Genomic DNA, 24,867 nt, shown 5'->3' on the forward strand with positions numbered 1-24,867 from the left:
TCGTGACGCAAACCTCTTGATCACGCGGCAGGTGCGGTGGGGGTGGGGGGCGCGGCAGGGGTGGTGGGCGTGGGGGGTCAGCAGGGTGGGGGGTCGGCGGGTGGGGGGAGTTCCTGGCTGCGGCGGCGGAGTTCTTCGGGGAGTAGTTCGCGGAGTTGCTCGGGGAGGAACGGCAGGTCGAGCAGGGTCATCTTCAACTGGTTGCGCTCCTGGTAGCGCAGCGGGTCGAAGCGGACCACCAGGCCGGCGTCGCGGCGGTACGAGATGTCCACCGCCCCCTCCGTCGCCGCGTCGCGGAAGACCAGACCGTCCATCTCCACGACGACCGGCGACGAGTTGGGCTGTAGCTCCAACCGGATCTTCTCGTCCGGGGAGAGCACCACGGCACGGGAGATACCGGCCATCGGCGCGGCCGGCGTGATCACCACCGAGTCCGCCGCCGGGGAGATCAGTGGACCGCCGGCCGCGTAGCTGTACGCCGTCGAACCGATCGGGGTGCTGACCACCACGGCGTCGCTGCGGTAGTAGCCGTACTGCTGGCCGTCGATGGCGAGCGTGACGCTGACGAAACCGGCGCCCGGCTGGCGGACCAGCGCGATGTCGTTGAATGCGACGACGTCGTCACCGCACACGTCGCAGGCGAGACACGCGTGCGACTCGACGGTGAAGTCCTTCGACAGCAGCCGGCTCAGCGCGTCGGGCAGTCCCGGCGGTTCGATCTCGACCAGAAACCCCAGACGACCCAGGTGTACGCCGAGCACCGGCTTCGGGTCGCGGACGGCGGAGCGCAGCGCACCCAGCATCGTGCCGTCACCGCCGATGCTGATCAACGCGTCGGCGCGGGATGCCACCTGGTCCGCCGGCACCGGTTCGACAGAGGACGGGACGCGGTGCTGGTCCTCCTCGGACACGTACAGCGTCTTGCGGTGACGCGTCGCCCACCGTTCGATGATTTCGACCACCTCGGTGACATCCCGGGTGGGGTGCAGCACAAGTCCCAGCCCCGACACCCGTCCAGCTCATCACATCGGTGCGGGGCGCACCCGGCGTACGCCGAAGGTGCGCCGACGGTCCGTGGACCGCCGGCGCACCTCGCCGCCGTCAGGGGCGGCGTTGACCGGTGAGGTGGGTCAACGAGCGGGCGACCAGGTCATCGCGGGTCGCTGGGGAGAGGCCCTCCAACCCGAAGCCCAGGTACACCGTGTCCCCGGTGACCACCACGGAGCCCTCCTCGAACGCCTGCTGGCTGCGCGACCAGTCGTTGGCGTTGCCGCCGGAGCCGGCCGGCGGCCCGGCCACCGTCCAGCCGCCCAGGTCGGCGGACTCGAACGAGGTCTCCGCCACGGTCGCGGAGTCGACAATTACCCGGGCGTCGTCCAGGAAGACCCCGAGCCCCTGGGCCCCCCAGTCCGAGGCGTACGTGATTGACACCTCGACCTGCTTGCCGGCGTACGCGGTCAGGTCGACCACGAACTCCTTCCACCCACTCGACGTCCCGGTCGCCGCGTTCCAGCTTCCGGTGCTCCCCGAGGGGGAGCAGCCCGCGCCCTGGTAGTGGGCGAGGAAGGGGTGCAGTTGGCCCCAACCCGAGGCGCAGCTCTCCCCGGTGACCGTGCTGGTCTTGCCGTTGACGTCCGGCAGTGTCGTCCAGTTGTCGCTGCCCACCTCGTGGGCCTCGACGAAGAGGAAGTCCCAGTTCTGCTCGATCTCGTACGAGGTGAAGAAGCGCAGCTCTGAGCTGGTCGCCCCGCTGAGGTCCACCGTGCGGGTGAGCCGTTTGTACGACTCGTTGGCCTGCCCGCTGTACAGGTACCACTCACCCGTACGCGGGTCGAACGGCGCGCCGCCCGGTCGGGTCCAGCCCACCGGCGCGGAGCTGGCGAACTGCGGGAACTCGTCCGGCGGCAGGAAACTCGACGTGGTCAGGAACGACGCGGTGTGCCCCTGGTTCTCCGCCGAACCGGCCGCGTTGAGCTGCCCGTTGAAGCCGGTGAACGTGCCGTCGCGGCCGGCGACCGGGAACGGCTCTCCCTCCGGCGCGGTACCGCCGTCGCTGACGTAGGTGTGCGCTCCCAACCAGTACTGCTGGAAGTCGTTCAGCAGCGGCAGGCAGGCCGGATCGTCGGCGTTGGTGCACTCCGGCGGCGCGTCCGGGTGGTAGACGTACGAACCGTTGGCGCCCTGGGCGTACAGCGCGTACTGGCCGCTGACCAGGAGCTTGCCACCCTCGTTGAGGTAGTCCCGCACGGCCAGTTCGGTGTCCAGCGCCGCCTTGGCCGCGGTGCCGGCAACCTGGCCGGGGGAGCGCATGATCACGTCGTCGCCGGTCTCCCACACCACCGCCTTGTAGTGCGACAGCACGCCCAGCGGATGGGGCGCCTTGCGGCCCATCGCGTCGAAGTCGTACACGTCGCTGCTGCGGCCGGCGGCGCTCAACGATGCCGCGACCTCGTCGGCGTACTTGGCGGTGGTGCCGGTCTGTGTCGGGCTGAGGCCGGTGACGTCCTCCATCGCGAGGACCAGCACGTCGCCGCCGATGTCGGTGTGCACCTGGTAGGTGAAGTGTTCGCTGGCGACCACCCCGGACCGGGGTTTGTTGCCGGTGAACCAGACCTCCACCCGGTCACCCGGTTTCGTGCCGCCGACCGTGCCGCGGAGCTCCGCGTAGTAGTCGTCGTGAGTGTCGCCGTACCGTTCGCCTCCGCGCCACTCGCGGACCGCGACGTTCTTCGGTCGCCCGCCGTTGACCGTGTAGTGCATCTTCACGTTCTTCAGCGCCCGCCGGGTGATGGCGGCGACCTGCTGGGTGCGCCCGTACGAGGTGTCGAAGGCGTCCACCACGAAGTCCGGGGTGCTCCGGCCGACCACCGACACCGGCTCGTCCGGGTGCGCCGCCGACTTGGCCACGGCGAGCGCGAACGGCAGGTTCTTGCTCACCTCACCAGCGATCAACGTCTCGTCGTCGGGGAAGATGAAGCCGCTGACGCAGTCCTCCGGGCGCCACTCGTCGTCCGGGTCGACCGCCGAGGCGGCCTCACACGTGGACATCTCGGGGGTGAAGCCCAGCGCGCCGTACCGGACGGTGGCGTGGCTGTCGGTGTCACCGTTGGTCGTGTACAGCTCGGCGGAGATGTCGGGGTCGTAACCGGGCACCGCCGGGTGCGCGTCGTCCCCGGCCATCGCCTTGTAGATCTCGTCGTCCGGGCTGGGGGTGCTCACCTGCCAGCCGATCCCGTAGAGCAGCAGCTCGGCCGCCGAGTGGTAGTTGACGAAGAACTCGAACCCGACCCGCTTGAAGAGCTGGTCCAGGGCCTTGGTCTCCGGCTCCGAGTTGGGGCCCGGACCCCGGTAGGTCTCACTGTTCGGCTCCGGTGACGAGCCCTCGTTGTCGTACCCCCATTTGTAGGCGAAGTTGCGGTTGAGGTCCACGCCGTCGCCGGAGGTGATCTGCCCGTCGCCGTTGTTGTCCCGCAGGTTCTTGCGCCACAGCCGGTTGCCGGTGGTGAAGGTGAAGTCGTAGCCGTCCGGGTTGGCCACCGGCAGGAACCACAGCTCGGTCGTGTCCAGAAGTTTCGTGATCTCCCGGTCGGTGCCGTAGCTGTCGAGCACGTGGTGCATCAGTCGACGGGTCATCTCCGGCGTGATCCACTCACGGGCGTGCTGCGCGCCGGCGTAGAGCACGGCTGGCCGCTTCCCGTCCGCGACGGTCCGCGCGTTCTTGGTGACCTTCACGGCGACGATCGGCTGGCCCTGCTGGGTACGGCCGATCGTCTCCACCTTGGTCAGCTTGGGATAGCGGGCCGCCGTGGCGTTCAACTCGTCGCGCAGACCGCCCGGCTCCCCGTAGGGCCGGAACGCCGTCCAGCCCGCCGCCGCCTGCTCCCGCAGCGCCTGGGACGCGTCCTTGCCGCGCACCTTCTTCACCGACAACGGGACGCCCTGGTCGGTCAGCCGCTTCGCCTGCCGGCGACTGAGCACCGTCTCGACGGTCGTCCTGCCGGTCGAGTCGGTCTTCGCGTCGTGGCCGAGGTCGACCCCCGCCGCGCGTAGCTGGTCCCGCTGTTTCGCGTCGACCGTGCCGACGTAGACCTCCAGGCCGTCGCGGGCGCCCGGTTCGGACGGTGGCTTCGCGCTTGCCGGCGGGGTTAATGCGAGTGCGCCGAGCAGGGTGACCACGCTGGCGATCGCCAGTCGTCTCGGTCTCATCGCGCCTCCTTGGGTGAAGGACCTGTAGGCGCGAGCTTTCGGTGTGGCGTGATTGATGTCAATCGGTCGATGGGCGGGTCGTTGCTGTCCGCGTCGATGCTGGAGCCAACTGTGACGGGTGGCGGGTCGGGTGGGAAGGCTCCGTCAGCTCGCGCCGGGGCCGACGCGGGGTGTGCGCCGGCCCCGGTTGCGACGGCGTCAGCGGGCCAGCGGAATCCCGGTGCGGCGGTCGGAGAACGGACCGGGCAGGATGCCGCAGAGCCGGGCTAGCTGGTCGGTGACCTTGTCGGGTTCGTCGAACGGGTCCAGTCCACTCACCTCGAAGGGGTCCAGGACCGGTACCGTCACGTGCGAGATCAGCGGGTGCAGCGGCCGGCGGTCCGCCTCCCCCTTGCCGAACAGGTCCTCGTGCAGCTTCTCCCCGGGTCGTAGCCCGGTGTAGACGATCGGGACCGGGCTGGCCGCCTGCTCCACCATGCGCCGGGCGAGATCGTCGATCCGTACCGGTTCGCCCATGTCGAGGACCAGGGCCTCCCCGCCGCGCCCGATGGCCGCCGCTTGGAGAACCAGGTGTACCGCCTCCTGCACCGTCATCAGGTACCGGGTCACGTGCGGGTCGGTGACGGTCAGGGGCTGTCGCGCCTCGATCTGCCGCTGGAAGGCGGTCACCACGGATCCCCGGCTGCTTAGGACGTTGCCGAACCGGACGCTCAGGAAGGTGCCCGGGTACGTGGCGGCGGCGTGCGCGGTCAGCATCTCGGTGATGCGCTTCGAGTAGCCGAGCACGCTTATCGGGTTGGCGGCCTTGTCGGTGGAGATGTTGACGAAGCGGGTGACATCCCGGCAGGCGTCCAGGACGGTGAGCGTCCCCCAGACGTTGGTCTTGACCGCCTCACCCGGGTGGCGTTCCAGCAGGGTCAGATGCTTCAACGCGGCCGCGTGGAAGACGATCTCGGGGCGGCGTTCCCGCATGATGCGGCGTACACCTTCGTCGTCCCGTAGGTCGGCGAGAATGAGTTCGGGGCCGTCCAACAGCGCGCGCCCGGTGAGCGACATCTGGAGGCTGTGCAGGGCCGACTCGTCCCGGTCCAGCATCATCAGCTCACCGGGGTTGGCGCGCATGATCTGTCGGCACAGCTCCGATCCGATCGAACCCCCGGCACCGGTGACCAGAACACGTCGGCCGGTCAGCCCGTTATCGTCCAGGGTCAGGTCGCCGACCACCTGCCGGCGGCCCAGCAGGTCGCTGATCTGGACGTCCCGTACGTCGCTGACGGTGATCCGGTGATCCACCAACTCCCGGACCGGCGGCAGCACCTTGAACGCCGCCCCCGTGCGTAGGGTCGCCTCCCGCACCTCCCGGATCAGCATGGCGTCGGCGTTCGCCACGGCGAAGATGACAGTGGTGGCGCCGGTGCGCTCGATCACCTCGACGAGGTGCTGCCGGCCGCCGAGCACCGGGACACCTGCGATGCGCAGGTCGTGTTTGCCCGGATCGTCGTCGAGCGCGCCGACGGGAAGGTAGCGGCCCTTCGGGTCGCTGAGCATCGCGCGTACCAGCCCCTGCCCGGCCTCGCCGAAACCGAAGAGGAGCACCGGGGTGGCCGAGCGGGCATCGGGTCGCATCGCGCGGTCGCGCCGGTGGCGGTGCAGAAGACGGCAGCTGAGCATCAGCAGCAGCGCCAGTGCGGCACCGATCACGGGGGTGCTGGCCGGCACTGGGCGTTCGCCCATCGAGAGGAGGGCGACGAGGACGATCGCGGCCGTGGTGGCGGTGGTGCCGGCGAGTCCACGGACTTCCTCGACGGTGCCGAGAGGCTGACGACCGGAACGAATACGACGCAGTGCGCTGACTCCGACATGCAGCACGGCGGCACCGCCACCGAGCAGTACCGCATTGACCGCTTGGTCGACGGTGAGGGCCATCTCGTACCTGGCCCAGCCCGCGACCGTGAACCCGCCGACCCAGCCGAGGGCGTCGGCGGCGAGGAAGATGGCAGTCCGACGGCGGCTCACCCTGGCCCGGCCGGTGGCTGTTGACGCCGTTGGCTCAACCCGTTGCATCTCCGGGGGCATCTACGACTCCCTGTCCTGTCCGTGGCCGAAGATGACCCAGGGCAGGTCAGGGGGCCACGGCCATCCGCTACCTGCTTAGCGGAATATGCGGCGCCGAATCCGGTTTTCACATTTCTATGACCGGTTGTCTGATTTATGGTCGGGAAGTCCGACGGGTCTACGCGCGAGGCTCGCGTCCGCAAGGGCGTTTCGCCCGGTCGGTTGGCTCGTTGGGTCAGGAGCGACCATCCGCATCTCGAAGGGGGCCCGCGCGCAATGACCTGGCCCGGGGCTGCCCTCTTCCCCGGCGGGGCGACCGGTGCGACCGAGGCGCGGACGGACCACCCACCTGGGAACAGGGCTTCGGGCGCCCACCGGGACCTCGTCGGTCGGTTGCTCCGCTGCTATCCGGTGACCGTCGTCGTGCTCGCCCCGTACGCGCTGCTGATCCTGCCGATGGCGGTCTACTACCGGAATCCGGAGACCGGTTTCATCGTCTATCTGGTCGGGCTCGCGTTGCTGGGCAGTGTCGCCGTGGAGACGATGGCCAGCCTGTTCGGCCGTCCCGACCCGCGCTGGCGCGACGGCTTCCGGCGCGCCCACGCCCGCTATCCGTGGCTGTACCCGATCGCCATCGTGGTCACGCTCACCAGCGTCGCCGCGAACTTGCTCGCGGCGTACCTCGGTCGGGGCAGCATCGTCAACCAGATCTCCGGCGATCTGTCCGACGGACCGCTCGCCATGGTGAGCACGCTCTTCTCCGGCTGGACGGCTCTGGGCTTCGCGTTGCTGGTGGCCAGCCATCTGAGTGGTCGGCTGTCGCGGACGAAGCTGTACGGCTGGTTGGCCGTCCTCGTCGGCGCGGAAATCTACGTCGCGGTACTGACGGCCCTCACCGCTCCGCTTGTCGCGCTGGTGTTCTTCATGGCGGCCACCGGGGCGCTCTGCGGCGTCTTCCGGCTGCGTTACCTGGTGCTCTGCGCGGTCGTGGTCTTCCTCGCGTGGCCGGCGGTGTTCGAGCAGCGCAACAGCATCCGGGAGGATCGCGGCGTCGCGGTGGACACCAAGGTCACCGCCACGGACCGGCTGCGGCTGGACAGCCAGCTCAGTGTGGTGGCGGGCTTCGACGTCCCGGTCGACCTGGGCCAGCCCGTGGCCACCGACTACCTGCGGTACGGGCTGGTGCCCCGGGTGCTCGATCCGGACCGTCCGGCGATCTCCACCGGGCAGCGGATCAACCAGTACATCGGCGGTGGCCCGACGTCGGCCTACACATTCCTGCTGCTGGGCAACATCTGGTTCTTCGACGGTCCGGCCGGCGTGGTCGCCGTGCACGCGTTCTGGGCCGCGGTGGCGGCGGTGCTGCTGCGCTGGCGGGGCGCACCCGGCCCGATCCGGCTGAGCCTCTTCTGCCTGGTGCTCTTCGACCCGCTGCTCTGGTCCAACACCTACCCGGACTCCACGATCAGCTTCCTGCAACACGTGGTGGCGGCGATCCCGGTCTTCGTCCTCCTGGCGCTCAGCCGCCGCTCGCTGCACGGGGCCCGCAGGCGCCCGGAGCCCGGTCGAACACCCGCGATCCCGGCCGCGCGCCGGTGACCGTACGGGTGGGCCGGCACGCGGTCGGTCGCGCCGACGCCCGAGAGGGTCCACGGACCGGACGTCGGGCGCTGCTCGCGCTCGTCGTCGGCGGGCTCTCCAGCGGCGGCAACCTGCTGCTGGCGATCACCGTGACCCGACTGGAGTCGGTCGGTGGGCTGGGCCAGTTCGCCCTGGCGTTCTCGTTCTACATCGTCGGCTCCGGGCTGGTCCGGAGCACCGTGACCGACACCGTGCTGGCCACCGGCGTCGGGGTCGCGTCGGCCTCCCGGCGGGCGATCCTGCTCGGCCTCGTCGGTGGCACCCTCGTCTGCGCGGCCGGCGTGGCGTACGGCTCGCCCTACCTGCTGTTCGCGGGCCTCGCCCTGCCCGGTCTGGCCCTCTACGACTACACCAAGGCGGTCGCCGTCGGCATCGGCGCTCCCTCGGCGGCGATGGCCCAGGAGATCACGTGGGCCGCGCTCACCGGGTGTGCCGTGCTGGCCGGCCTGTTCCGGGTGATCGACCCGCCATCTGTCTTCGCCCTGTGGGGCGGCGGCGGCGCGCTGATCGGCCTGGTCGTCGCGGCTCGGCGCGGGTACGCGCTGGTGCCCGGCTGGCGCGTCGGCCGAGCGGAGACCCGCGTCGCGGTGGGATTCGGTACGCAGTTCCTGCTGACCAACGGGTCCGCGCAGCTGGCGCTGACCGCGGTGGCGCTGGTCGCCGGCACGGCGGTGGTCGGTGCGTTGAGCGCCGGGCGCACGCTGCTGGGGCCGGTCAACCTGGTGCTGTCCACGGCGGCCACGCTGGTCCTGCCGCAGTTGGCCCGCACCCGGGCCGAGTCCCGCACGGTGCGGACCCGGGCGGCTGTCCGGCTGGCACTGCTGGTGGCCGCCGCCATCGGGCCGCTGACAGTCGCGGTCGCCCTGCTGCCGGACGCGGTCGGCAGGGAGCTGCTCGGCTCCAACTGGAGCGTCGCCCGGAGCCTGCTGGTCTTGCTCGCGCTGGAGAGCCTGCTCGCCGTGCCGGCCACCATCGGCTTCGCCGGGCTGCGGATCGAACGGGCGAGCCGGCGGGCGATCGTACTCGGCCTCCTGCTCGGCGGGCTGCGCGTGCCGGCGGTCGTCGCCGGGGCGGTTCTGTTCGGCGCGCCCGGTGCGGCCGGCGCGCTGGTCCTGTTGGCCCTGGCCAGCGCGGTCGCCTGGGGCGGCAGCTATCTCCTGCTGCTGGCCGACCGTGCGGCCGACCGTCCACCGGCGGTCCAACCGGTCTGACCGGTCTGACCGCCGGACCGGCGCCGACCCGGTCGGGCGCCGGTCCGGCGGCGGGTCAGGCGATGGTCGCCAGGGCGGCGCGGACGCGCTCCACCACGGCCTTGACCGCCGGCTCGCTCAGATCGGCGTACGTGGGCAGATTGAGGCCGCGCCGACTCAGGTCCTCGGTGACCGGACAGTCCGCGCCCGGATCGTGATGCGCCGGCAGGTCCGGGATCGGCACGAAGAACGGGCGGGTCTCCACGCCGAGCCGGGTGAGCGCACGGGCCAGCGCGTCCCGGGACGTGGCGTCCCCCTCGGCCCCGACGAGGAAGGCCGCCATCCAGGGCGCGCGGCGGACTCCGGCGGCCACCGGCTGCGCCGACAGCGTCGGCTCGTCGGCCAACTGCTCCTCGTAACCGGCGATGACCCGGTCCCGAAGGGCGAGGATCTCGTCCGCGCGCTCCAGTTGGGCGCAGAGCACCGCGGCGCACAGGTTCGTCATCCGGTAGTTGTAGCCGAGCACCGGGAAGTAGTACCGACGGTGCGGATCCATGCCCTGGTTACGGAGGAGACGCATCCGCTCGGCGAGGGCCGCGTCGGAGGTGGTCACGCAGCCGCCCTCGCCGGACGTGAGCACCTTGTTGCCGAAGAACGAGAAGGTCGTGACGTCGGCGAGTGAGCCGGTGGGCCGCCCGTCGAGGGTGGCGCCGAACGACTCTGCCGCGTCGGCGACCAGGAGCAGATTGTGCTGGTCACAGAGTTGCCGCAGGGCGGAGTAGTCGGCCGGATGTCCATACAGGTCGACGGCGATGACCGCCCGGGTACGCGGGCCGATCGCGGCGCGTACCGCCGCCGGGTCGACGCACCAGCTCTCCGCCAGGACGTCCACACAGACGGCCCGCGCACCGCAGTACGCCACGGCGTTGGCCGTCGCCACGTACGTCAGCGCGGGGACGACCACCTCGTCCCCCGGCCCGATGCCCGCCGCCGCCAGGACCAGGTGCAGCGCGACCGTGCCGTTGCTCGTCGTCAGCGCGGTGCCGGCGGCGCAGCGACTGGCGAACCGTTCCTCGAAGTCCCGCAGGTACGGACCCTGCGAGGAGATCCACCCGCTCCGCAGGGCGTCCAGAACGTACCGCTCCTCCAACGTGGAGAGGCTCGGTCGGGCCACCGGATAGGTGTCGTCCGCGATGCTCATGGCCCGTCACCTCCGCTGGGCGCGGCGTCGTTCGCCGCCGTGACGAAGGGGGAGCGGGGCACCGGGCCTGATCCGCCCCGCGCCGCCCAGGCGAGGACGTCCAGGTAGTCGCGGCCGGTGGCCGCCCACGTGCGAGCGGCCAGCCGGTCGTTCGCCCGCCGGGAGGCCGCGGCATAGCGCTCCCGGTCGTCGAGGAGGTGCCGGACCGCGTCGGCCAGGGACCGCGGATCCCGCGCCCGGAAGACCGCCGCCTCGGCGTGGTTGAACTCCAACTGGTCGAGCAGCGGCTCGACGTCGGCGCAGGCGACCGGGAGACCCCAGGTGAACGCCTCCAGCATCGCGCCGCTGGCCGCCTCCCAGAGCGAGGGTACGACCACCGCGTCCGCCCTCGCGTAGATGGCGTTCAGCTCGTCGAGGCTGACGAAGCCGGGAAACGACACCCGGCCGCGCAGGTCGGCCTGCGCGGCGCGGGCGAGCAGTCGGCTCGCCTCGGGCTCGACCAGTGGCCCCGGGCAGATCAGGCGGCAGTCGGGCAGCAGCGCCATCGCCTCCAGCAGCGTGGCGTGGTTCTTGTGCTCCGCGGTGGACGACGGGTAGACCAGCAGCCCCGGTTCGGGCCGCGCGTGCGCGCGTTCCGGCGCCGGCTGGAACGCCGGGGTCGGGATGAGCACGGTCCGCTCCGCGGCCTCCGGGAAGAGACGCAGGGTTTCCCGGTACGGATGGGGCCAGGTGACCACGATCGCCGCCGCGCGGGCCACGTTCTCCCGGACGACCGCCGCGAAGCCGGGGGCGTGGAACTCGGTCCGCAGGTGGCGTGTGTCGTGCAGGACGACGACCGAGGGGCCCGACCCGATCGGGGCAGAGTGGAACGGGAACAGGGTGACGTCGGTGTCGGCATGCCGTACGACCGAGCGTTGCCGGACCGCGTTGACCGCCGTGCGGACCGTACGGGAGTTGCGCACCACCGTCGGTGTCCACCTGCGCAGCAATTGGCCGGTGGGGTTGTCGGAGCGCAGCGGCTGGGTCACCTCGGTCCAGCCGATGCGCGCGACGGGCACCTGTTCCCGCCACTGGTCCAGCGTGCCCCGCAGGACGTTCACCCGCAGCTCGCAGGAGTCGTCGGCGGCCATGCCGGTCAACAGTCCGTAGGTGAAGGCTTCCAGCCCTGCGGCGTGACCGGGACGGATGGGTGCGGCGTCGACCGCGACCCTCACCGGTCCACCCGGATCAGTCGCCCCATCCGCTCGTCCTCGAGCAGTTGCCGGTCGGCGTCGACCATGATCCGGACCAGGTCGCTGAAGAGCGTCTTCGGGGCCCACCCCAGGGCGCGCCGGGCCTTCGAGTAGTCGCCGACGAGGGCATCGACCTCCGCCGGGCGGAAGTAGGCGGGGTCCAACTCCACGTACCGCTGCCAGTCCAACCCGACCCGGTCGAACGCGGCCTCCACGAATTCGCGCACCGTGTGGCCCTCACCGGTGGCGACCACGTAGTCGTCCGGGGTGTCCCGCTGGAGGGCGAGCCACATCGCCTCGACGTACTCCGGTGCGTAGCCCCAGTCCCGAACGGCGTCCAGGTTGCCCAGGTAGAGCTTGTCCTGGATGCCGGCCTCGATCCTGGCCACCGCCCGGGTGACCTTGCGGGTCACGAAGTTCTCACCCCGGCGCGGGCTCTCGTGGTTGAACAAGATGCCGTTGGCGCAGAACATGTTCCAGGACTCGCGGTAGTTCACCGCCGACCAGTAGGCGTACACCTTGGCGCAGGCGTACGGGCTGCGCGGGTGGAACGGGGTCTCCTCGCGTTGCGGGGGTGGGGTCGAGCCGAATATCTCCGACGAGGACGCCTGGTAGAACCGGCAGCCGATGTCGGCGGAGCGGGCCGCCTCCATCATGCGCAGCGCCCCGAGGCCGGTGACGTCCGCCGTGTACGTGGGGATGTCGAAGGACACCCGGACGTGGCTCTGGGCGCCCAGGTTGTAGATCTCGTGAGGGCGGATGTCCCGGATCAGCGCCGTCAGCGAGGCCGGGTCGGAGAGGTCGCTGTAGTGGAGGAAGAGGCGGGCGTCGCCGCTGCGCGGATGAACGTCCACGTGGTCGATCCGCTCGGTGTTGAAAGAGGACGATCGCCGTTTGATGCCGTGCACCGTGTATCCCTTGTCGAGCAGGAACTCCGACAGGTAACTGCCGTCCTGCCCGGTGATACCGGATATGAGCGCCGTTCGTGACATGAAGTCCCTCTCCTGCTGGGCCAATTTCCCCCGCGCTTCCTTATATCGCTCGCGACGTCGGCGTAACTCGGGTTTCAGGTAACTGGCGGAATTTATTCTTCCCGTCCAACCTCCCAGCTCAGTGGAGAGAAGGATCAGTCACGTATCGAGCTTTCGATCGTTGGGTGAATTGATCCTGTGGCACGAGCGAGGAGTGCGGATGGTTGGCGACCCCACCCCCGCGGCGGACGCCCAGGAACGCTTCGCATCGGCTAACGCAAACAAATTCCGCGTTCTTGTCACCGCCGGCTATTTCGCTCCGGGATGGCGGGCCGGAGGGCCGGTCCGGTCCATTGGCGAAGTGCTCGCTCTGGCCAGCGACGACATCGAGACGTCGATGTTGACCCGCGACCGCGACCTCGGATGCCGCGACCCCTATCCGGGGCTCTCCGGGCGTTGGGTCCGGGTCGGCCGGACGAACGTCTTCTATCTCGGTGTGCGTCGGCCGGAGCAGTGGCGGTCGCTCTGGCGCTCGCTGCGCGCCGACCGCTTCGACCTGCTGTACGTCAACAGCGTCTGGTCGACCTTCTCCATCCTGCCCATGGCGGCGGCCCGGCTCGGGTTGCTACGGGCGGGCCGCATCCTGGTCGCCCCCCGAGGTGAGTTCGGCGCGGCCGCGCTTCGGGTGCACCGATTCCGTAAGCGGATCTTCCTGGCCGCCTGGCGGTGGATGCTGCTCGACCGTCGGGTGCTCTGGCACGCCACCACGCCGGTCGAGGCGAACGACATCAAGCGGGTGCTGCCCCGGGCGCGGATCGGTGTCGTCGCGGTCAGTCGTGGCCCCGAGCCGCAGACGGAGCCGGTCGAGATGCTCTCGACCCACCACGCGCGGCTGGTCTTCATCGGGCGGATCTCGCCCATGAAGAACCTCGACCTGGTGCTTGCCGCGCTCGCCTTCGTGCCGGTGCCGGTGCGGCTGGACATCTACGGCCCGGTGGAGGACCCGGCGTACTGGCGACGGTGCCGGGAGCGCCTGGCCGAGCTGCCCGACTCGGTCGCCGTCAGCTACCGGGGTGAGCTGCCGCCCGAGCAGGTCTGTCCGACCTTCTCCCGCTACGACGCCTTCGTCATGCCGACCCGCGGGGAGAACTACGGCAACGCCATCGCCGAAAGCCTCTCCGCAAGCTGCCCGGTGGTCTGCTCCGACCGGACACCGTGGACGGGCGTGCTGCGCGACGGCGGCGGACTGGTCCTGACCGAGCTGACCGCGGCCGCGCTGGGCGCCCTCGTCACGCAGGTGGCGACCGCCACCCCGGAGCAGCGACACGCGGCCCGGATCGAGGCGGGCGCCGCCTATCGCCGGTGGCGGGCGAGCAGGGCGCCGATAAGCGTCCTCGATCAGGCCCGGCGGGTGATCCACGACCCGGCGCATCGGGAGCCCTGTCCACTGCCCGCCCAGCGGGCCGAATCCGTCCAACTGCCACCAGGAGGCGTCAAGTGACCCGCGTGATGACCGTCGTCGGGACCAGGCCGGAGATCATCCGGCTGGCCCGGGTGATCGACGCGCTCGACCGGACCGTGGACCACACCCTGGTGCACACCGGGCAGAACTGGGATCCCTCGCTCTCCGACGTCTTCTTCAGCGAACTGGGGGTCCGCGCGCCGGACGTCTTCCTGCGGGCCGACACCCAGTCTCTCGGCAGCCTCCTGGGTGCCGTCCTGGTCGGTACGGAGAAGGCGATCACCGAGCTACGCCCGGACGCCCTGCTGGTGCTCGGCGACACCAACAGTGCGATCTCGGCGCTGATGGCCCGGCGGATGAACGTGCCGGTGTACCACATGGAGGCTGGCAACCGCTGCTTCGACCTGAACGTGCCGGAGGAGACCAACCGGTGCATGGTCGACCACATCGCCGACTTCAATCTGGTCTACTCGGAGCACGCCCGGCGCAACCTGCTCGCCGAAGGGCTGCACCCGCGTCGCATCCTGCACACCGGCTCACCCATGCGGGAGGTGCTCGACCACTACCGGCGGCAGATCGAGGGGTCCACCGTGCTGGCCCAACTCGAACTCGAACCAGGCGGCTACTTCGTCGTCAGCGCGCACCGGCAGGAGAACGTCGACCACCCGGACCGACTCCGTCGACTGCTGGAATGCCTGCGGGCGGTCCGCGACCAGTGGCGGCTGCCGCTGTTGGTCTCCACGCATCCGCGTACGCGCAAGCGGCTGGAGGCGCTCGCCGGTGACGGCCTGCACCTCGACGGTGTGGCGTTCCACGAGCCGTTCGGCTTCTTCGACTACGTGACCCTGCAACGCAACGCCCGATGCGCCCTCTCGGACAGTGGCACCGTCAGCGAGGAGGCCGCGATTCTCGGATTCCCGGCGGTGACCCTTCGCGAGTCCATCGAACGGCCGGAGGCGCTGGACAGCGGGGCGATCGTGATGACCGGCCTCGATCCGGACGGGGTCGTCGAGGCCATCCGGGTGGTGGTGGCGCAGGTGGCCGAGGGCTCGGTCGCCTGCCCGCTCGACTACCAGGTCCCCGATACGTCACGCCGGGTCGTCGACTTCATCCTGTCGACCGTGCGCCGCCATCACGACTGGGCGGGCATCCGCCGCTGACCGCTCCACCGGTCGGGCCGGCACACCCGTCACGACGACGCCCGGCGGTACGTCGCGGGTCACGCAGGCGCCGGCGCCCACGGTGGCGTCCCGGCCGACGGTCAGCTTCGGCAGGATCGCGGCAGTGGTACCCACCAGCACGCCGTCCTCCAGCCGGCAGTACCCGGAAACCGCGGCGAGCGGATTGACCGAGACGTAGTCGCCGAGCACCGTGTCGTGCCCGACCGTGCAGTTCTGGTTGAGGTGCACGTGCCGCCCCACCAGCACGTTCGTGGTGACCCGGGCGCCACCGGCGGCGAACAGTCCCTGCTGGTGGACGCAGTCGGGGGCGATCTCCGCGGCCGGATGCACCACCGTGGCCGCCGGCAGGCCGTACCGGGAGATGGTCTGGTCGGTCTCGCGGCGCAGCCGGGGGTGCCCGACGCCGAGCACCACGTGGGTGCTGGCCGGTTGGGCGGCCAGCCAACGGGTCGGACCGAGAAAGGCGACGCCGAGGCGGTGTACCGACTCGACGTTTCTCTCGGTGGGGTAATCGTCGACGAAGCCCAGCACCCGCCAGGATGCCGTAGCGCCCGAAACGGTATTCAAAAGGCGAATTACCCCATATACCTCTCGGCCCATCCCGCCGGTGCCTACGATCACTACGTCGGTCGTCAACCGCGGCTCTCCCTCGGCTACGGAGAACGCTGGCCGCTCTCCGTCATCTGAACCGGTTACCGGTGCCGATGGTGACGGGGTGAGCGGCGGCGCCCTGGCCGATCCTCGCGCGTTCCAGGTGCGCAGACGTGCCCGCACCGACGCCGGAACAGGATTTCGGAAGGTGAGCCCAAGGTGAACGAGCTGGCAATGACGCGTGCGCCCGACAGCACCGGAACGCCGAGGAACACGGCGCGATCCACGACCACGACGGGGTACCGGGTGCTCGCCACCGCCCGCGTGTTCGAGCCGGGCTTTCGTGGCGGCGGGCCGATCCGCTCGCTGCGGTTCATCCTCGACACCCTGCCGGACGACCTCGACGTCACCCTGGTCACCGCGGACCGGGACCTCTGCTCGTCCACACCGTACCCGGGCCTGTCCGGGCGGTTGGTACGCCGCGACGACCGCTGCGCCATTTTCTATCTCGGCACGTTCGCGCTGCGGCACTGGGTGCGACTGGCGCGGCACGTCCGGTCCCGCCCACTCGACCTGGTCTACGTCAACAGCCTCTGGTCGCTCTTCTCGGTGCTGCCGATCCTGGCGGTGGCGCTGCGGCTGGTGCGGGTCCGCTCGATCATGCTGGCCCCGCGCGGCGAGCTCTCGCCCGGCGCGCTCGCCATCAAGGCCCGCAAGAAGCGGCTCTTCCTCGCGGTCTGGGCCCCGTTGCTGCGCCGGCTCGACGTGCGGTGGCAGGCCTGCAGCCGGCTGGAGGAGGACCAGATCCGCGCGAACATGCCATGGGCGCAGATCATGGTTAACGGCAACGAGTGCCCCATCCCGGAACAGCCGGCACCCCGAGCTGCCGCGCACGACGGGCCGTTGCGGCTGGTGTTCGTCGGCCGGATCTCCCCGATGAAGAACCTGACCAGGGCGTTGGAGGCGGTCGCCGGCGCCACCCGCCCGCTGGAGTTCGACATCTACGGTCCGCGGGAGGACGAGCAGTACTGGGCGTGCTGCCGGCGACTCATCGACACGATGCCCGATCATGTGCGGGTCCGCTACCTCGGGGAACTGGCGGCGGACGAGGTGATGGCGACCTTCAGCCGGTACGACGCGTTCCTCTTTCCGACCCTTGGCGAGAATTACGGGCACGTCATCCTGGAGAGCCTCGCATCCGGCTGCCCGGTGGTCTGCTCCGACGCGACGCCGTTCAGCGACCTGATCGCGGCCGGCGGGGGAGCGGTGGTCCGGCCGGCGTCGGCGGCGGGCCTGAGCGAGACCCTCGACCGGCTCGCTGACCGGTCCGCCGGGGAGCGCGCCGAGGCGAAGGAGATCGCGGGCCGGCGATACCGACTCTGGCGACAGCAGCTCCGGGAACCCAACGTGCTGGACCACGCCCGACAGTTCTGCGGCTGATCCGGCGGGCCGCGCCCCTGCGGCTGGCCGGGACCGCGTCACCCCGGCCGGAGCTGGCTCGTTGCAGTGGCGGGTCCGCGTGGGCGGGTCCGTCGTCCGCCACCCCGGCCGGCCCCGATGAGCGAGGACAGCAGGTGCCCAGTCGCGTTCGCACGATGGTCCGACGAGTCGCGGACCACCTGGCCGCCACCCGGAATCCCGAGGCCTTCGCGCGGTCCCTGGGGGTGAAGCTGAACGGACGGGTCCGGTTCTACGGGATCAGCCGGGCGATGTTCGGCTCGGAGCCGTGGCTGATCACCATCGGAGACAACGTCTACATCACCTCTGAGGTGCAGTTCGTCACCCACGACGGCGGCACGCTGATCCTGCGCAAGGACCACCCCGACCTGGACTGGACCGCGCCGATCACGATCGGCGACGACGTGTACATCGGTATGCGGTCGATGATCCTGGCCGGTGTCACCATCGGAAACCGGTGCGTCATCGGGGCAGGTTCGATCGTGACGCGCGACATCCCCGACAACACGGTGGCGGCCGGTGTCCCGGCACGCCCGCTGCGGACCACCGACGAGTACCTCGAACGGTTGCAGGCCAAGTCGCTGGGCATCGGGCACCTTCCCGTCCCGGAGAAGCACGAGGCGATGAAGAAGATCTACGGGGTGACGACGGTCTGAGTCCCGCCGGCCCGCTCAGGCACGCCGGTAGGCGACCCGCGGTGGCGGCAGTTGGTGCACTCCGGCGATGGTGATGGCCCCCAGGGCGCCGGTCGTCCCGGTCACCTCGTAACCGAACCGGTCGCCGGTCATCGCCGCCGAACTGGTGCCGAGATTGAGGCCGGTGGCCGCGCCGGTGCTGCTGGCCCGCAACGTGGGCGGGGTGACACCGCTGGTCTGCCACACATGCCCGTACCAGTGCCAGCCGGCGGGCAGCAGCACGGGGACACTCAGCACCGACTCCCGGACCCCGACGGAGGTGACGGCGACGCTGCCGAAGTCGGCGATCGGGCCGAGCAGGGCGGGACGACCGGTGGTCGGATCGTGGGCGTACACGCCGTGCCGCAGCACCCCCGATCCCGCGACGGTCACCTCGACGCACACCCGGTCGACCGGGGTGGGCTCCGCCAGGTACACCGGGTGCAGCAGGAGCGACTGGTAGGTGCCGGCGTAGGTCACGTCCTGGGTCGGGCCGGCGAGGGCCAGGAAGTAACTGCCGCGCGGGCAGGTCGTCCCGGGCAGTGGCCCCACCTGCGCCGGGCCGGGCTCCGCGCGCCACATGCCGTACCCGGTGGGCACCGCCATGGCGTACGAGATGCCGGCCACCGCGACCCGGTCCGGCACGGTGAGATTCGTCGGCCCCGCCGGGACCAGTAGCCGGTGGAACAGCTGCGGCGCCGCCATCTGGGTCTGGGCGACCGCCTCGACCCGTTCGATCATCACGAAGTCGTTGGCGGAGTCCGACACGACGATCTCGGTGGCCGCCGAGGGCGGCGCGAGGTAGCGCCGGTAGGCGGTGCCGGTCACTGATTCGCCGGCGTCGAGGGTGCGACCCCACACCAGCTGCGGGTAGTTCTTCTTCAGGCTGGAGGTGATGAACCAGCCCTTGGCCGTGGTGTGCCGGGACCGGATCTCCGGCACGCCGTCGGCGACCGGCAGCAGACCGACGGCGATGCCCCACTGCTGGACCTGGCCGCTGTTGACCACCCACTGGGTCATGCTGCTCGCCGGCATCAGCCGGTTCGTGAGGGTCGCCGGAGTGAAGTCGGTGAGGGCCGCGAGCGTGTCGATGTTGGCCCACACCGACCAGTTCAGACCGCCGGCCGTGCCCACGTTCGGCATGAACTGCCGGCGGGTGCCGCCGGCCACCGGGGTCAACGGACCGCACTGGGTCACCCCGGCGTTCAGCGCGAAGCGTTCCAACGCGGCCACCGTCTGCCGGACCAGCAGACCCCCCTGCGACCAGCGGTAGACGTTCGAGATGCGGCACAGGGACGGGATCCGCGACATGATCGTGGCGATGGGCGTGCCGACGTTCGCCCGAGCGGTGTCGATCATCCCCTGGTAGGACGGGATCACGTAGGACTCCCGGATGGTCAGCTCCTGCCCCGTGAACCGGCCGTCCGGCACCGGCCGTCCGTCGAGCTCGACGGTCACCGTGTGGGAGTGGGTGGCCGGACGGATCTGCACGTCGGGCGTCAGACCCGTGATCGGCACGGTCGCCGTGTGGGTCGCCCCCGAGAGGTGGGTGAGCGGCGCGGCCGGCTTGACCCGGGCGCCCTGCGCGATGCCGTCGACGATCGTGTACGGGTTGCCGAAGAGCAGGCTGTCCGCGTTGGTGATGGCCAGCAGGGTGAAGGTGCGCGTCCCGTCGGTCCACTGCGAGCCCACGTCGACTGTCGTCTTGCCGTGATTGGCGACGGCGACCTGGTTGCCGACGTTGTAGCCGTGGTTGCCGCCGACGTACGACCAGCCGGTGTTGATCGGGCAGTTGTCGTCGGCGGTGTCGTGGATCTTCGTCCCGATCGCGGACATCACCGGCCACACCTGGGCGTCGGTCGCGGTCGAAGGCACCAGGGTGACCTGGGGTAGACCCGAGTGCCACATGCCGACCATCGCCTCGGCGTACGCCAGGTTGGCCGGCATCACCAGGTCCCGCGTGCCGTCGAAGCGAGACCTGACGGACATCAGGGCGTTGGATCGGTAGACGATCAACTCGGGCATGGTCGGCACCTCCGCCGCGAACGCATGACGATGAACTTCACTGTGCGCCGCCGCGGCGAGGCTGGCCGTTTTCGGTCAGCACCCGGACAGGGTGAATTTCCCGCTGTCGCCGTCACGTGTCCCGTGTTCACTCGATGAACAGGTGATCGGCGTAAACGGGGGTTTTCATGCGCATTCTGATCACCGGCGGAGCCGGTTTCATCGGGTCCAATCTGGCTCGCGCCGCGATGGTCGAGCCCACCATCGGCGGGGTGACCGTCCTCGACGACCTCTCGGTCGGACTGCGGACCAACCTCGACGGTCTGCACGTCGAGCTGATCGAGGGCTCGATCCTGGACCCGGCCGCCCTGGACGCCGCGATGACGGGCCGCGACGCGGTGGTCCACCTGGCCGCGTTGCCCAGCGTTCCCCGGTCGCTGAGTGACCCGCTGGCCTCCCACCACGCGAACGCCACCGGCACCCTCATGGTGTTGGAGGCGGCGCGACGACACCGGGTCGCGCACGTCATCGTCGCCTCCTCCTCGTCGGTGTACGGCATGAACCCGGCCCTGCCCAAGACCGAGCTGACCTGGACCCGCCCGATGAGCCCGTACGCGGCCAGCAAGCTCGCCACCGAGGCGTACGCCCTGGCCCACCAGGCGTCGTTCGGGCTGCCGACAGTGGCTTTCCGCTTCTTCAACGTGTTCGGCCCGGGGCAGCGACACGACCACGCGTACGCGGCTGTCATCCCCCGCTTCGTGCACGCCGCGCTGCGCGACGAACCCGCGGTGGTGCACGGCGACGGGACGCAGTCGCGTGACTTCACCTACGTCGGTACGGTCTGCGACGTCATCCTGGACGCGGTCCGCCGCCGGGTACACCACCCGCACCCGGTGAACCTCGCCTTTGGCGCGCGCGCGAGCCTGCTGCGGGTCCTCGACGAGCTCGAGTGGTTGTGCGGCCGACCGATCGTCCGCGAGTACGCGCCGCCACGCACCGGCGATGTCGCGCACTCCCTCGCCGACAACGCCGCGCTGCGTAAGCTCTTTCCGAACGTCGCACCTGTCGCCCGTACGGAGGGCCTGCGGGCGACGGTCGAGTGGATGGCCGGTCGGTTGGACGCCGAGCGTGCCGTAACCGCCGCGCCACGGTGACCCGGGCAGCGAGTCGGGCCGTACCGGAGCCGCTGGCCCGGGTGCCGGCGGCCGCGCCACCGACCGGAAGCACGCTCGCGCCCGGCGAGCGGCCCCGGGCGGCGTCGAAGGATCGGGACCGCTCCGTCACGGTGGGCATCGCCGCCGCGATGGTGGCCAAGGGCATCGGCCTGGCCGCCCCGCTGGTCATCACCCCGGCCTGCTTCCGATTCCTCGGCGACCAACGGTACGGCCTCTGGATGGCGGTCACCGCCCTCACCGGGATGGCCTGGTTCGCCGATCTGGGGCTGGGCAACGGGCTGCTCACCCGGCTCAGTCACCTGGCCGACGACCCCCGGCAACAGGCCCGGGAGGTCTCCAGCGCGTTCGCCACCCTCGGTGCGGTCGCGCTGGCGCTGCTCGCGGGTCTCGTCCTTGTCGTACCCGTGGTGTCCTGGGCCGCGCTGTTCAACGTCACCGACCCAGGTGTCGCCGCCGAGGCGCCCGCCCTGGTCCTGCTCTGCTTCGGTGCCTTCGCGGTCAACATTCCGCTCTCGCTGGTCCAGCGGGTCCAGTACGCCCGTGGCCAGGTGGTGCAGAGCAACATCTGGCAGTCGGCCGGCGCGCTGTTGGGCATGGCGGCCGTGCTCGGCGCCATCGCCGCCGGGTGGCGACCACTGGCGGTCATCGCCTGCGCGGTGCTGGCCGTGCCGGTGACCAACCTGCTCAACTGCGTGACGTACTTCTGGTCGCAGGATCGCGGACGGCGGCCGGGCCCGAAGCTCGTGCACCGGGCCACCGCGGTCGGCCTGCTCCGGCTGGGTCTGCGGTTCTTCGCGCTCACCACGATGTCGGCGATCGCGCTGAACGTGGACAGCCCGCTCGTCGCGAACGTCCTCGGGGCGACCACGGCGGCGCACTACGCGGTGGTGGGGAAGCTGTTCGGCGTCCTCTCGATCTTCGTCGGGCTGGTCGGTATGACGGTCTGGCCGGTCAACGGCGCGGCTCTGGCGCGGGGCGAGGTGGCCTGGGTGCGTCGCAACACGCGCCGCATGGTGCTGCTGTACGGGGGAATCGTGGGGGCGGTCGGGGTCGTGCTGGTCGGCTACGGCCACCGGCTGATCGATCTGTGGGTGGGCGGCATCGACCGCACCGAGATCCCCGTCGCGGTCCTGGTCGGGCTGGCGAGCTGGTCCCTGCTGATCGCGGTCACCTCACCGCTGATCCTGGTGCAGAACAGCATCGGGTTGCTCCGGCCGCAGTTCGTCGGCTGGGCCGCGTTCCTGCTGTTGGCGACCGCGCTCAAGGTCTGGGCGCTGCGACGGTTCGGGCTCGCCGGCCTGCCGGTGGCCGCCTGTGTCGCGTACGTGCTCACCATGTGGCCGGCCGTGTTCGTGGGGTACCGGCGGGCGGTCACCAGGGGAGCGTCGACGTGACCGGGGAGTGCCGGGTGCTGCGGGTCGTCGGCGAGCTGAACTTCGGCGGCACCGAGATGCGTACCGCCGAACTGCTGCCCCGGCTCTGGGCCGCCGGCGTCCAGGTGCACCTCGCGACGCTCAGCGACCACATCGGGCCCGGCCCGCTGGCCGGTGTGGTCCGCCGGCACGGCGGCACGGTCACCCCGATCCCGCTCGACCTCCGCTTTGCCGCCCGCTTCCTCGGACTGCTGCGGCGGGTACGCCCCGATGTGGTGCACGTCGACTGCGCCAACTTCTCCGGGGTGCTGCTCGCGCTCGCCGCCCTCCGGGGTGTGCCCGTCCGCGTCGCCCACTTCCGCGGCGACGACAACCAGCATCGCGATCTACGCCGACGTGTCTACCGCCGGGCCTTCAGACGGTTGCTGCGGGTCTTCGCCACCGACATCCTGGGCGTCTCGCCCAGCTCGCTCGCCGTCGCCTACGACCCGCGCTGGTACGACGATCCCCGCTGCCGGGTGGTGCTCAACGGACTTGACCTGGACCGGCTGCGTCGCCCCAGTCGGGACGACCTACGCGAGTTGATCGGCGCGCGCCCGGCCGATCTGGTCTGCGTCAGCGTCGGCCGGGCCTCGCCGGAGAAGCGGCGCTGGCTCCTGCCGCCGATCCTCGCCGAGTTGCGGGCCCGGGGAGTGCGGGCCCACGCGGTCCTCGTCGGGCCGGGCGACGACGTCGACGACGAGCGCGTCCGGGCGGCGGCGGTCGCCGCCGGTCTGGCCGAGCGGGTGCACCTGTTGGGCCCGCGCGACGACGTGGGCGGCCTGTTGAGCCAGGCCGACGTGGTCGTCCACCCGTCCTGCCTGGAGGGCCTGCCCGGGGGCGTGCTGGAGCCGGTCGCCCTCGGCATCGGCACGGTGGCCGCCGACCTGCCGGGGGTGCGCTTCATCAACGAGCATCTGCCCGGCGTGACCATCGTCGACACCGAGGCGGCACCGGGGCAGTGGGCGCACGCGGTGTGCGTGGCGGCGACGTACACCGAGCAGACCTCGGCCTCGACGGCGGCGGAACGGTTCGCGCGCAGCGTCTTCGCCATCGACACGGCGGTCACCACCCACCTGGCGATCTACCGCCGGTGGGTGTCGCGCCGCCCGGCGCGGCCCCAGCCGCCCGCCTTCTCGACACGGGGAGAGAGATGAACGATCAGACAACGGTGCTCGGCCGGCAGCCGCGACCGGCGGCGGGGTCGACCGCCCGCACCGCCCGGCCGCGTCCACTGCTGGTGGGCGCGTACGCGTTCCCGTACGGGGACGCCACCTCGAACCGGCTGCTGCAACTCGCCCGTTGCGCCGCGCCCGAGGGTGCGCGCACGCTCGTCGTCAACGACTGGCCGTGCGAGGTGGCCTTCCCGGCCGGGCAGCTCGGCGCGGCCGGGATCGACCTGGTCACTCTGCGGATCCGAGGTCGACACCACCTCACCCGCGCGTCGGCCCGGCTCGCCCGGCCGCTGCGGGTCCTGCGGGCCGTCCGCCGGGCGCGGGTGGGTCGCGGGGACGTGAGCGTCGTGCTGTTGCCGATGGCCCTGCTGACCCTCGGCAACTGGGCGACCCTGCGCCTCGTGCTGCGCTGCCCGGTGGTGGTGGACGCCAGCGAGCGCCACGACCGACGGCAGTTCCGCCGCGGCTGGCTCACCCCGTACTTCGTCCGGCACCGCTGGTCGACGTTCCTGGCGACCCGGCTCGTGGATCGGGCCACGGCGGTCTCCACCACGCTGGCCGACTACCTGACGGGCCACGGCCTGGACGTGCTGGTGGTGCCGCCGCAGGTGGACTGCGACGAGTTCCGGGCGCCGCAACCACCCCCGATCAGCGCGGGCCTGCGCCTGCTCTACGCCGGCACGCCCGGGCGTAAGGACATGCTCGACGTGATCCTGCGGGGGCTCAGCCGGCTCACTCCGGAGCAGCAGCGGCGGGTCAGCCTTACGATCGCCGGGGTGAGCGCGCGGGACGCCGCCGCCCACTCCGACCTGGACCTGACGGTGCTGGACGCCGTCTCGGCCGACGTGCGGTTCCTCGGCCGCGTTCCGCGCGAGACCGTGCTGACCCTCCTGTCGGAGTCGCACTTCTCGATGCTGGTCCGCCCCACCGGCGGGTACGCGGCCAACGGGTTTCCGTCCAAGGTGCCGGAGAGCCTCGCCGCCGGGTGCCCGGTGCTGCTCAACCACACGAGTGACCTGGCCGCCTACGTCCACGACGGGATCGAGGGTCTGGTGCTCGACGGCAACGGCCCGGACGACGTCCGGGTGGCCATCGAGCGGGCGTTGCGGCTGCGCGACGAGGAGTGGACGGCGATGAGCGGAGCTGCCCGTTCGCGGGCCCGGGAGTCGTTCGACCACCGTTCCTGGCGGGACCGGGTCAGCGCCTTCGTGACGGCGGGCCGGGGCGACTGAGGCGACG

The 24,867-nt window shown here is 70.9% G+C and carries 18 protein-coding genes; 10 read left to right on the top strand and 8 right to left on the bottom strand.

Annotated elements, in window-relative coordinates; translation table 11 throughout:
* Positions 1-77 precede the first annotated feature (77 nt).
* The 3 genes from AB0J36_RS18080 to AB0J36_RS18090 form a co-directional block, all read right to left on the bottom strand.
* Entirely contained in the window at positions 78-1,010 is a 933-nt protein-coding gene (locus AB0J36_RS18080) for an NAD(+)/NADH kinase (protein WP_357120009.1), read from the bottom strand.
* Between the two features lie 91 nt (positions 1,011-1,101).
* Positions 1,102-4,206, bottom strand: a complete 3,105-nt coding sequence (locus AB0J36_RS18085) for a M14 family zinc carboxypeptidase (RefSeq protein ID WP_357171565.1) — start codon at positions 4,204-4,206, stop codon at positions 1,102-1,104.
* A gap of 198 nt (positions 4,207-4,404) precedes the next feature.
* Entirely contained in the window at positions 4,405-6,282 is a 1,878-nt protein-coding gene (locus tag AB0J36_RS18090) for a nucleoside-diphosphate sugar epimerase/dehydratase (RefSeq protein WP_357120003.1), read from the bottom strand.
* Between the two features lie 390 nt (positions 6,283-6,672).
* Between AB0J36_RS18090 and AB0J36_RS18095 the strand changes: the two genes are divergently transcribed.
* Together AB0J36_RS18095 and AB0J36_RS18100 are read left to right on the top strand one after the other, a co-directional pair.
* Positions 6,673-7,860 carry a hypothetical protein gene (locus AB0J36_RS18095; RefSeq protein ID WP_357120000.1) on the top strand — a complete coding sequence of 396 codons (1,188 nt, stop codon included), beginning with the start codon at positions 6,673-6,675 and terminating at the stop codon, positions 7,858-7,860.
* On the top strand, positions 7,857-9,113 hold the full coding sequence (locus tag AB0J36_RS18100) for a hypothetical protein (RefSeq protein ID WP_357171566.1): 1,257 nt from the start codon (positions 7,857-7,859) through the stop codon (positions 9,111-9,113). Before AB0J36_RS18095 ends, AB0J36_RS18100 begins: the two co-directional genes overlap by 4 nt.
* Before the next feature lie 55 nt (positions 9,114-9,168).
* On the opposite strand, the gene AB0J36_RS18105 is transcribed toward AB0J36_RS18100, so the two are convergent.
* From AB0J36_RS18105 to gmd, 3 genes are read right to left on the bottom strand one after another with little or no spacing between them, the layout of a single operon-like run.
* Positions 9,169-10,293 carry a DegT/DnrJ/EryC1/StrS family aminotransferase gene (locus AB0J36_RS18105; RefSeq protein ID WP_363660893.1) on the bottom strand — a complete coding sequence of 375 codons (1,125 nt, stop codon included), beginning with the start codon at positions 10,291-10,293 and terminating at the stop codon, positions 9,169-9,171.
* Positions 10,290-11,507 (bottom strand): glycosyltransferase, encoded by a 1,218-nt coding sequence (locus AB0J36_RS18110; protein ID WP_357393198.1) that lies wholly within the window; start codon positions 11,505-11,507, stop codon positions 10,290-10,292. Before AB0J36_RS18110 ends, AB0J36_RS18105 begins: the two co-directional genes overlap by 4 nt.
* Positions 11,504-12,517: a GDP-mannose 4,6-dehydratase gene (gene gmd / locus AB0J36_RS18115; RefSeq protein WP_357171568.1), complete on the bottom strand. Its 1,014-nt coding sequence runs from the start codon at positions 12,515-12,517 to the stop codon at positions 11,504-11,506. The genes AB0J36_RS18110 and gmd overlap by 4 nt, the downstream gene beginning before the upstream one ends.
* 340 nt (positions 12,518-12,857) lie before the next feature.
* Between gmd and AB0J36_RS18120 the strand changes: the two genes are divergently transcribed.
* Both AB0J36_RS18120 and wecB read left to right on the top strand, forming a co-directional pair.
* Complete coding sequence (locus AB0J36_RS18120) at positions 12,858-13,997, top strand: glycosyltransferase family 4 protein (RefSeq protein ID WP_357393196.1); 1,140 nt, start codon at positions 12,858-12,860, stop codon at positions 13,995-13,997.
* Entirely contained in the window at positions 13,994-15,118 is a 1,125-nt protein-coding gene (gene wecB, locus AB0J36_RS18125; protein WP_357171570.1) for a UDP-N-acetylglucosamine 2-epimerase (non-hydrolyzing), read from the top strand. Before AB0J36_RS18120 ends, wecB begins: the two co-directional genes overlap by 4 nt.
* Here the strand turns inward: wecB and AB0J36_RS18130 are convergent.
* Positions 15,047-15,760, bottom strand: coding sequence for an acetyltransferase (locus tag AB0J36_RS18130; protein WP_363660907.1), 714 nt, complete (start codon positions 15,758-15,760; stop codon positions 15,047-15,049). The two genes, wecB and AB0J36_RS18130, sit on opposite strands and share 72 nt — an antisense overlap.
* A 189-nt stretch (positions 15,761-15,949) precedes the next feature.
* Here AB0J36_RS18130 and AB0J36_RS18135 point away from each other — a divergent pair, with 189 nt between their 5' ends.
* Positions 15,950-17,170, top strand: coding sequence for a glycosyltransferase (locus AB0J36_RS18135; protein WP_357119980.1), 1,221 nt, complete (start codon positions 15,950-15,952; stop codon positions 17,168-17,170).
* Between the two features lie 155 nt (positions 17,171-17,325).
* Positions 17,326-17,844, top strand: a complete 519-nt coding sequence (locus tag AB0J36_RS18140) for an acyltransferase (protein WP_357119977.1) — start codon at positions 17,326-17,328, stop codon at positions 17,842-17,844.
* A 15-nt stretch (positions 17,845-17,859) separates the two neighbouring features.
* Here the strand turns inward: AB0J36_RS18140 and AB0J36_RS18145 are convergent, their stop codons facing one another.
* Positions 17,860-19,887, bottom strand: coding sequence for a hypothetical protein (locus AB0J36_RS18145; protein WP_363660894.1), 2,028 nt, complete (start codon positions 19,885-19,887; stop codon positions 17,860-17,862).
* 167 nt (positions 19,888-20,054) lie between these two features.
* Between AB0J36_RS18145 and AB0J36_RS18150 the strand changes: the two genes are divergently transcribed.
* Genes AB0J36_RS18150 through AB0J36_RS18165 form a run of 4 tightly spaced genes read left to right on the top strand, consistent with a single transcriptional unit; the run spans position 20,055 to position 24,860 of the window.
* Positions 20,055-21,020, top strand: coding sequence for an NAD-dependent epimerase/dehydratase family protein (locus AB0J36_RS18150; RefSeq protein ID WP_363660895.1), 966 nt, complete (start codon positions 20,055-20,057; stop codon positions 21,018-21,020).
* The gene (locus AB0J36_RS18155; RefSeq protein ID WP_363660896.1) at positions 21,017-22,435 is read left to right on the top strand and encodes an oligosaccharide flippase family protein; all 1,419 of its coding nucleotides are present in this window, start codon (positions 21,017-21,019) and stop codon (positions 22,433-22,435) included. Before AB0J36_RS18150 ends, AB0J36_RS18155 begins: the two co-directional genes overlap by 4 nt.
* The gene (locus AB0J36_RS18160) at positions 22,432-23,610 is read left to right on the top strand and encodes a glycosyltransferase (RefSeq protein ID WP_357393184.1); all 1,179 of its coding nucleotides are present in this window, start codon (positions 22,432-22,434) and stop codon (positions 23,608-23,610) included. Before AB0J36_RS18155 ends, AB0J36_RS18160 begins: the two co-directional genes overlap by 4 nt.
* Entirely contained in the window at positions 23,607-24,860 is a 1,254-nt protein-coding gene (locus tag AB0J36_RS18165) for a glycosyltransferase (RefSeq protein WP_357119962.1), read from the top strand. The genes AB0J36_RS18160 and AB0J36_RS18165 overlap by 4 nt, the downstream gene beginning before the upstream one ends.
* Positions 24,861-24,867 lie beyond the last annotated feature (7 nt).

The organism is Micromonospora sp. NPDC049662 (genome assembly GCF_040675055.1).
In the GTDB taxonomy this organism is placed as follows: domain Bacteria; phylum Actinomycetota; class Actinomycetes; order Mycobacteriales; family Micromonosporaceae; genus Micromonospora.

Excerpts from the sequence above, each read along its gene's own strand:
- AB0J36_RS18145 (WP_363660894.1), bottom strand. The coding sequence starts at position 19,887 with ATGCCCGAGTTGATCGTCTACCGATCCAACGCCCTGATGTCCGTCAGG.
- AB0J36_RS18105 (WP_363660893.1), bottom strand. The coding sequence starts at position 10,293 with ATGAGCATCGCGGACGACACCTATCCGGTGGCCCGACCGAGCCTCTCC.
- AB0J36_RS18090 (WP_357120003.1), bottom strand. The coding sequence starts at position 6,282 with ATGCCCCCGGAGATGCAACGGGTTGAGCCAACGGCGTCAACAGCCACC.
- gmd (WP_357171568.1), bottom strand. The coding sequence starts at position 12,517 with ATGTCACGAACGGCGCTCATATCCGGTATCACCGGGCAGGACGGCAGT.
- AB0J36_RS18150 (WP_363660895.1), top strand. The coding sequence starts at position 20,055 with ATGCGCATTCTGATCACCGGCGGAGCCGGTTTCATCGGGTCCAATCTG.
- AB0J36_RS18085 (WP_357171565.1), bottom strand. The coding sequence starts at position 4,206 with ATGAGACCGAGACGACTGGCGATCGCCAGCGTGGTCACCCTGCTCGGC.
- AB0J36_RS18165 (WP_357119962.1), top strand. The coding sequence starts at position 23,607 with ATGAACGATCAGACAACGGTGCTCGGCCGGCAGCCGCGACCGGCGGCG.
- AB0J36_RS18140 (WP_357119977.1), top strand. The coding sequence starts at position 17,326 with ATGGTCCGACGAGTCGCGGACCACCTGGCCGCCACCCGGAATCCCGAG.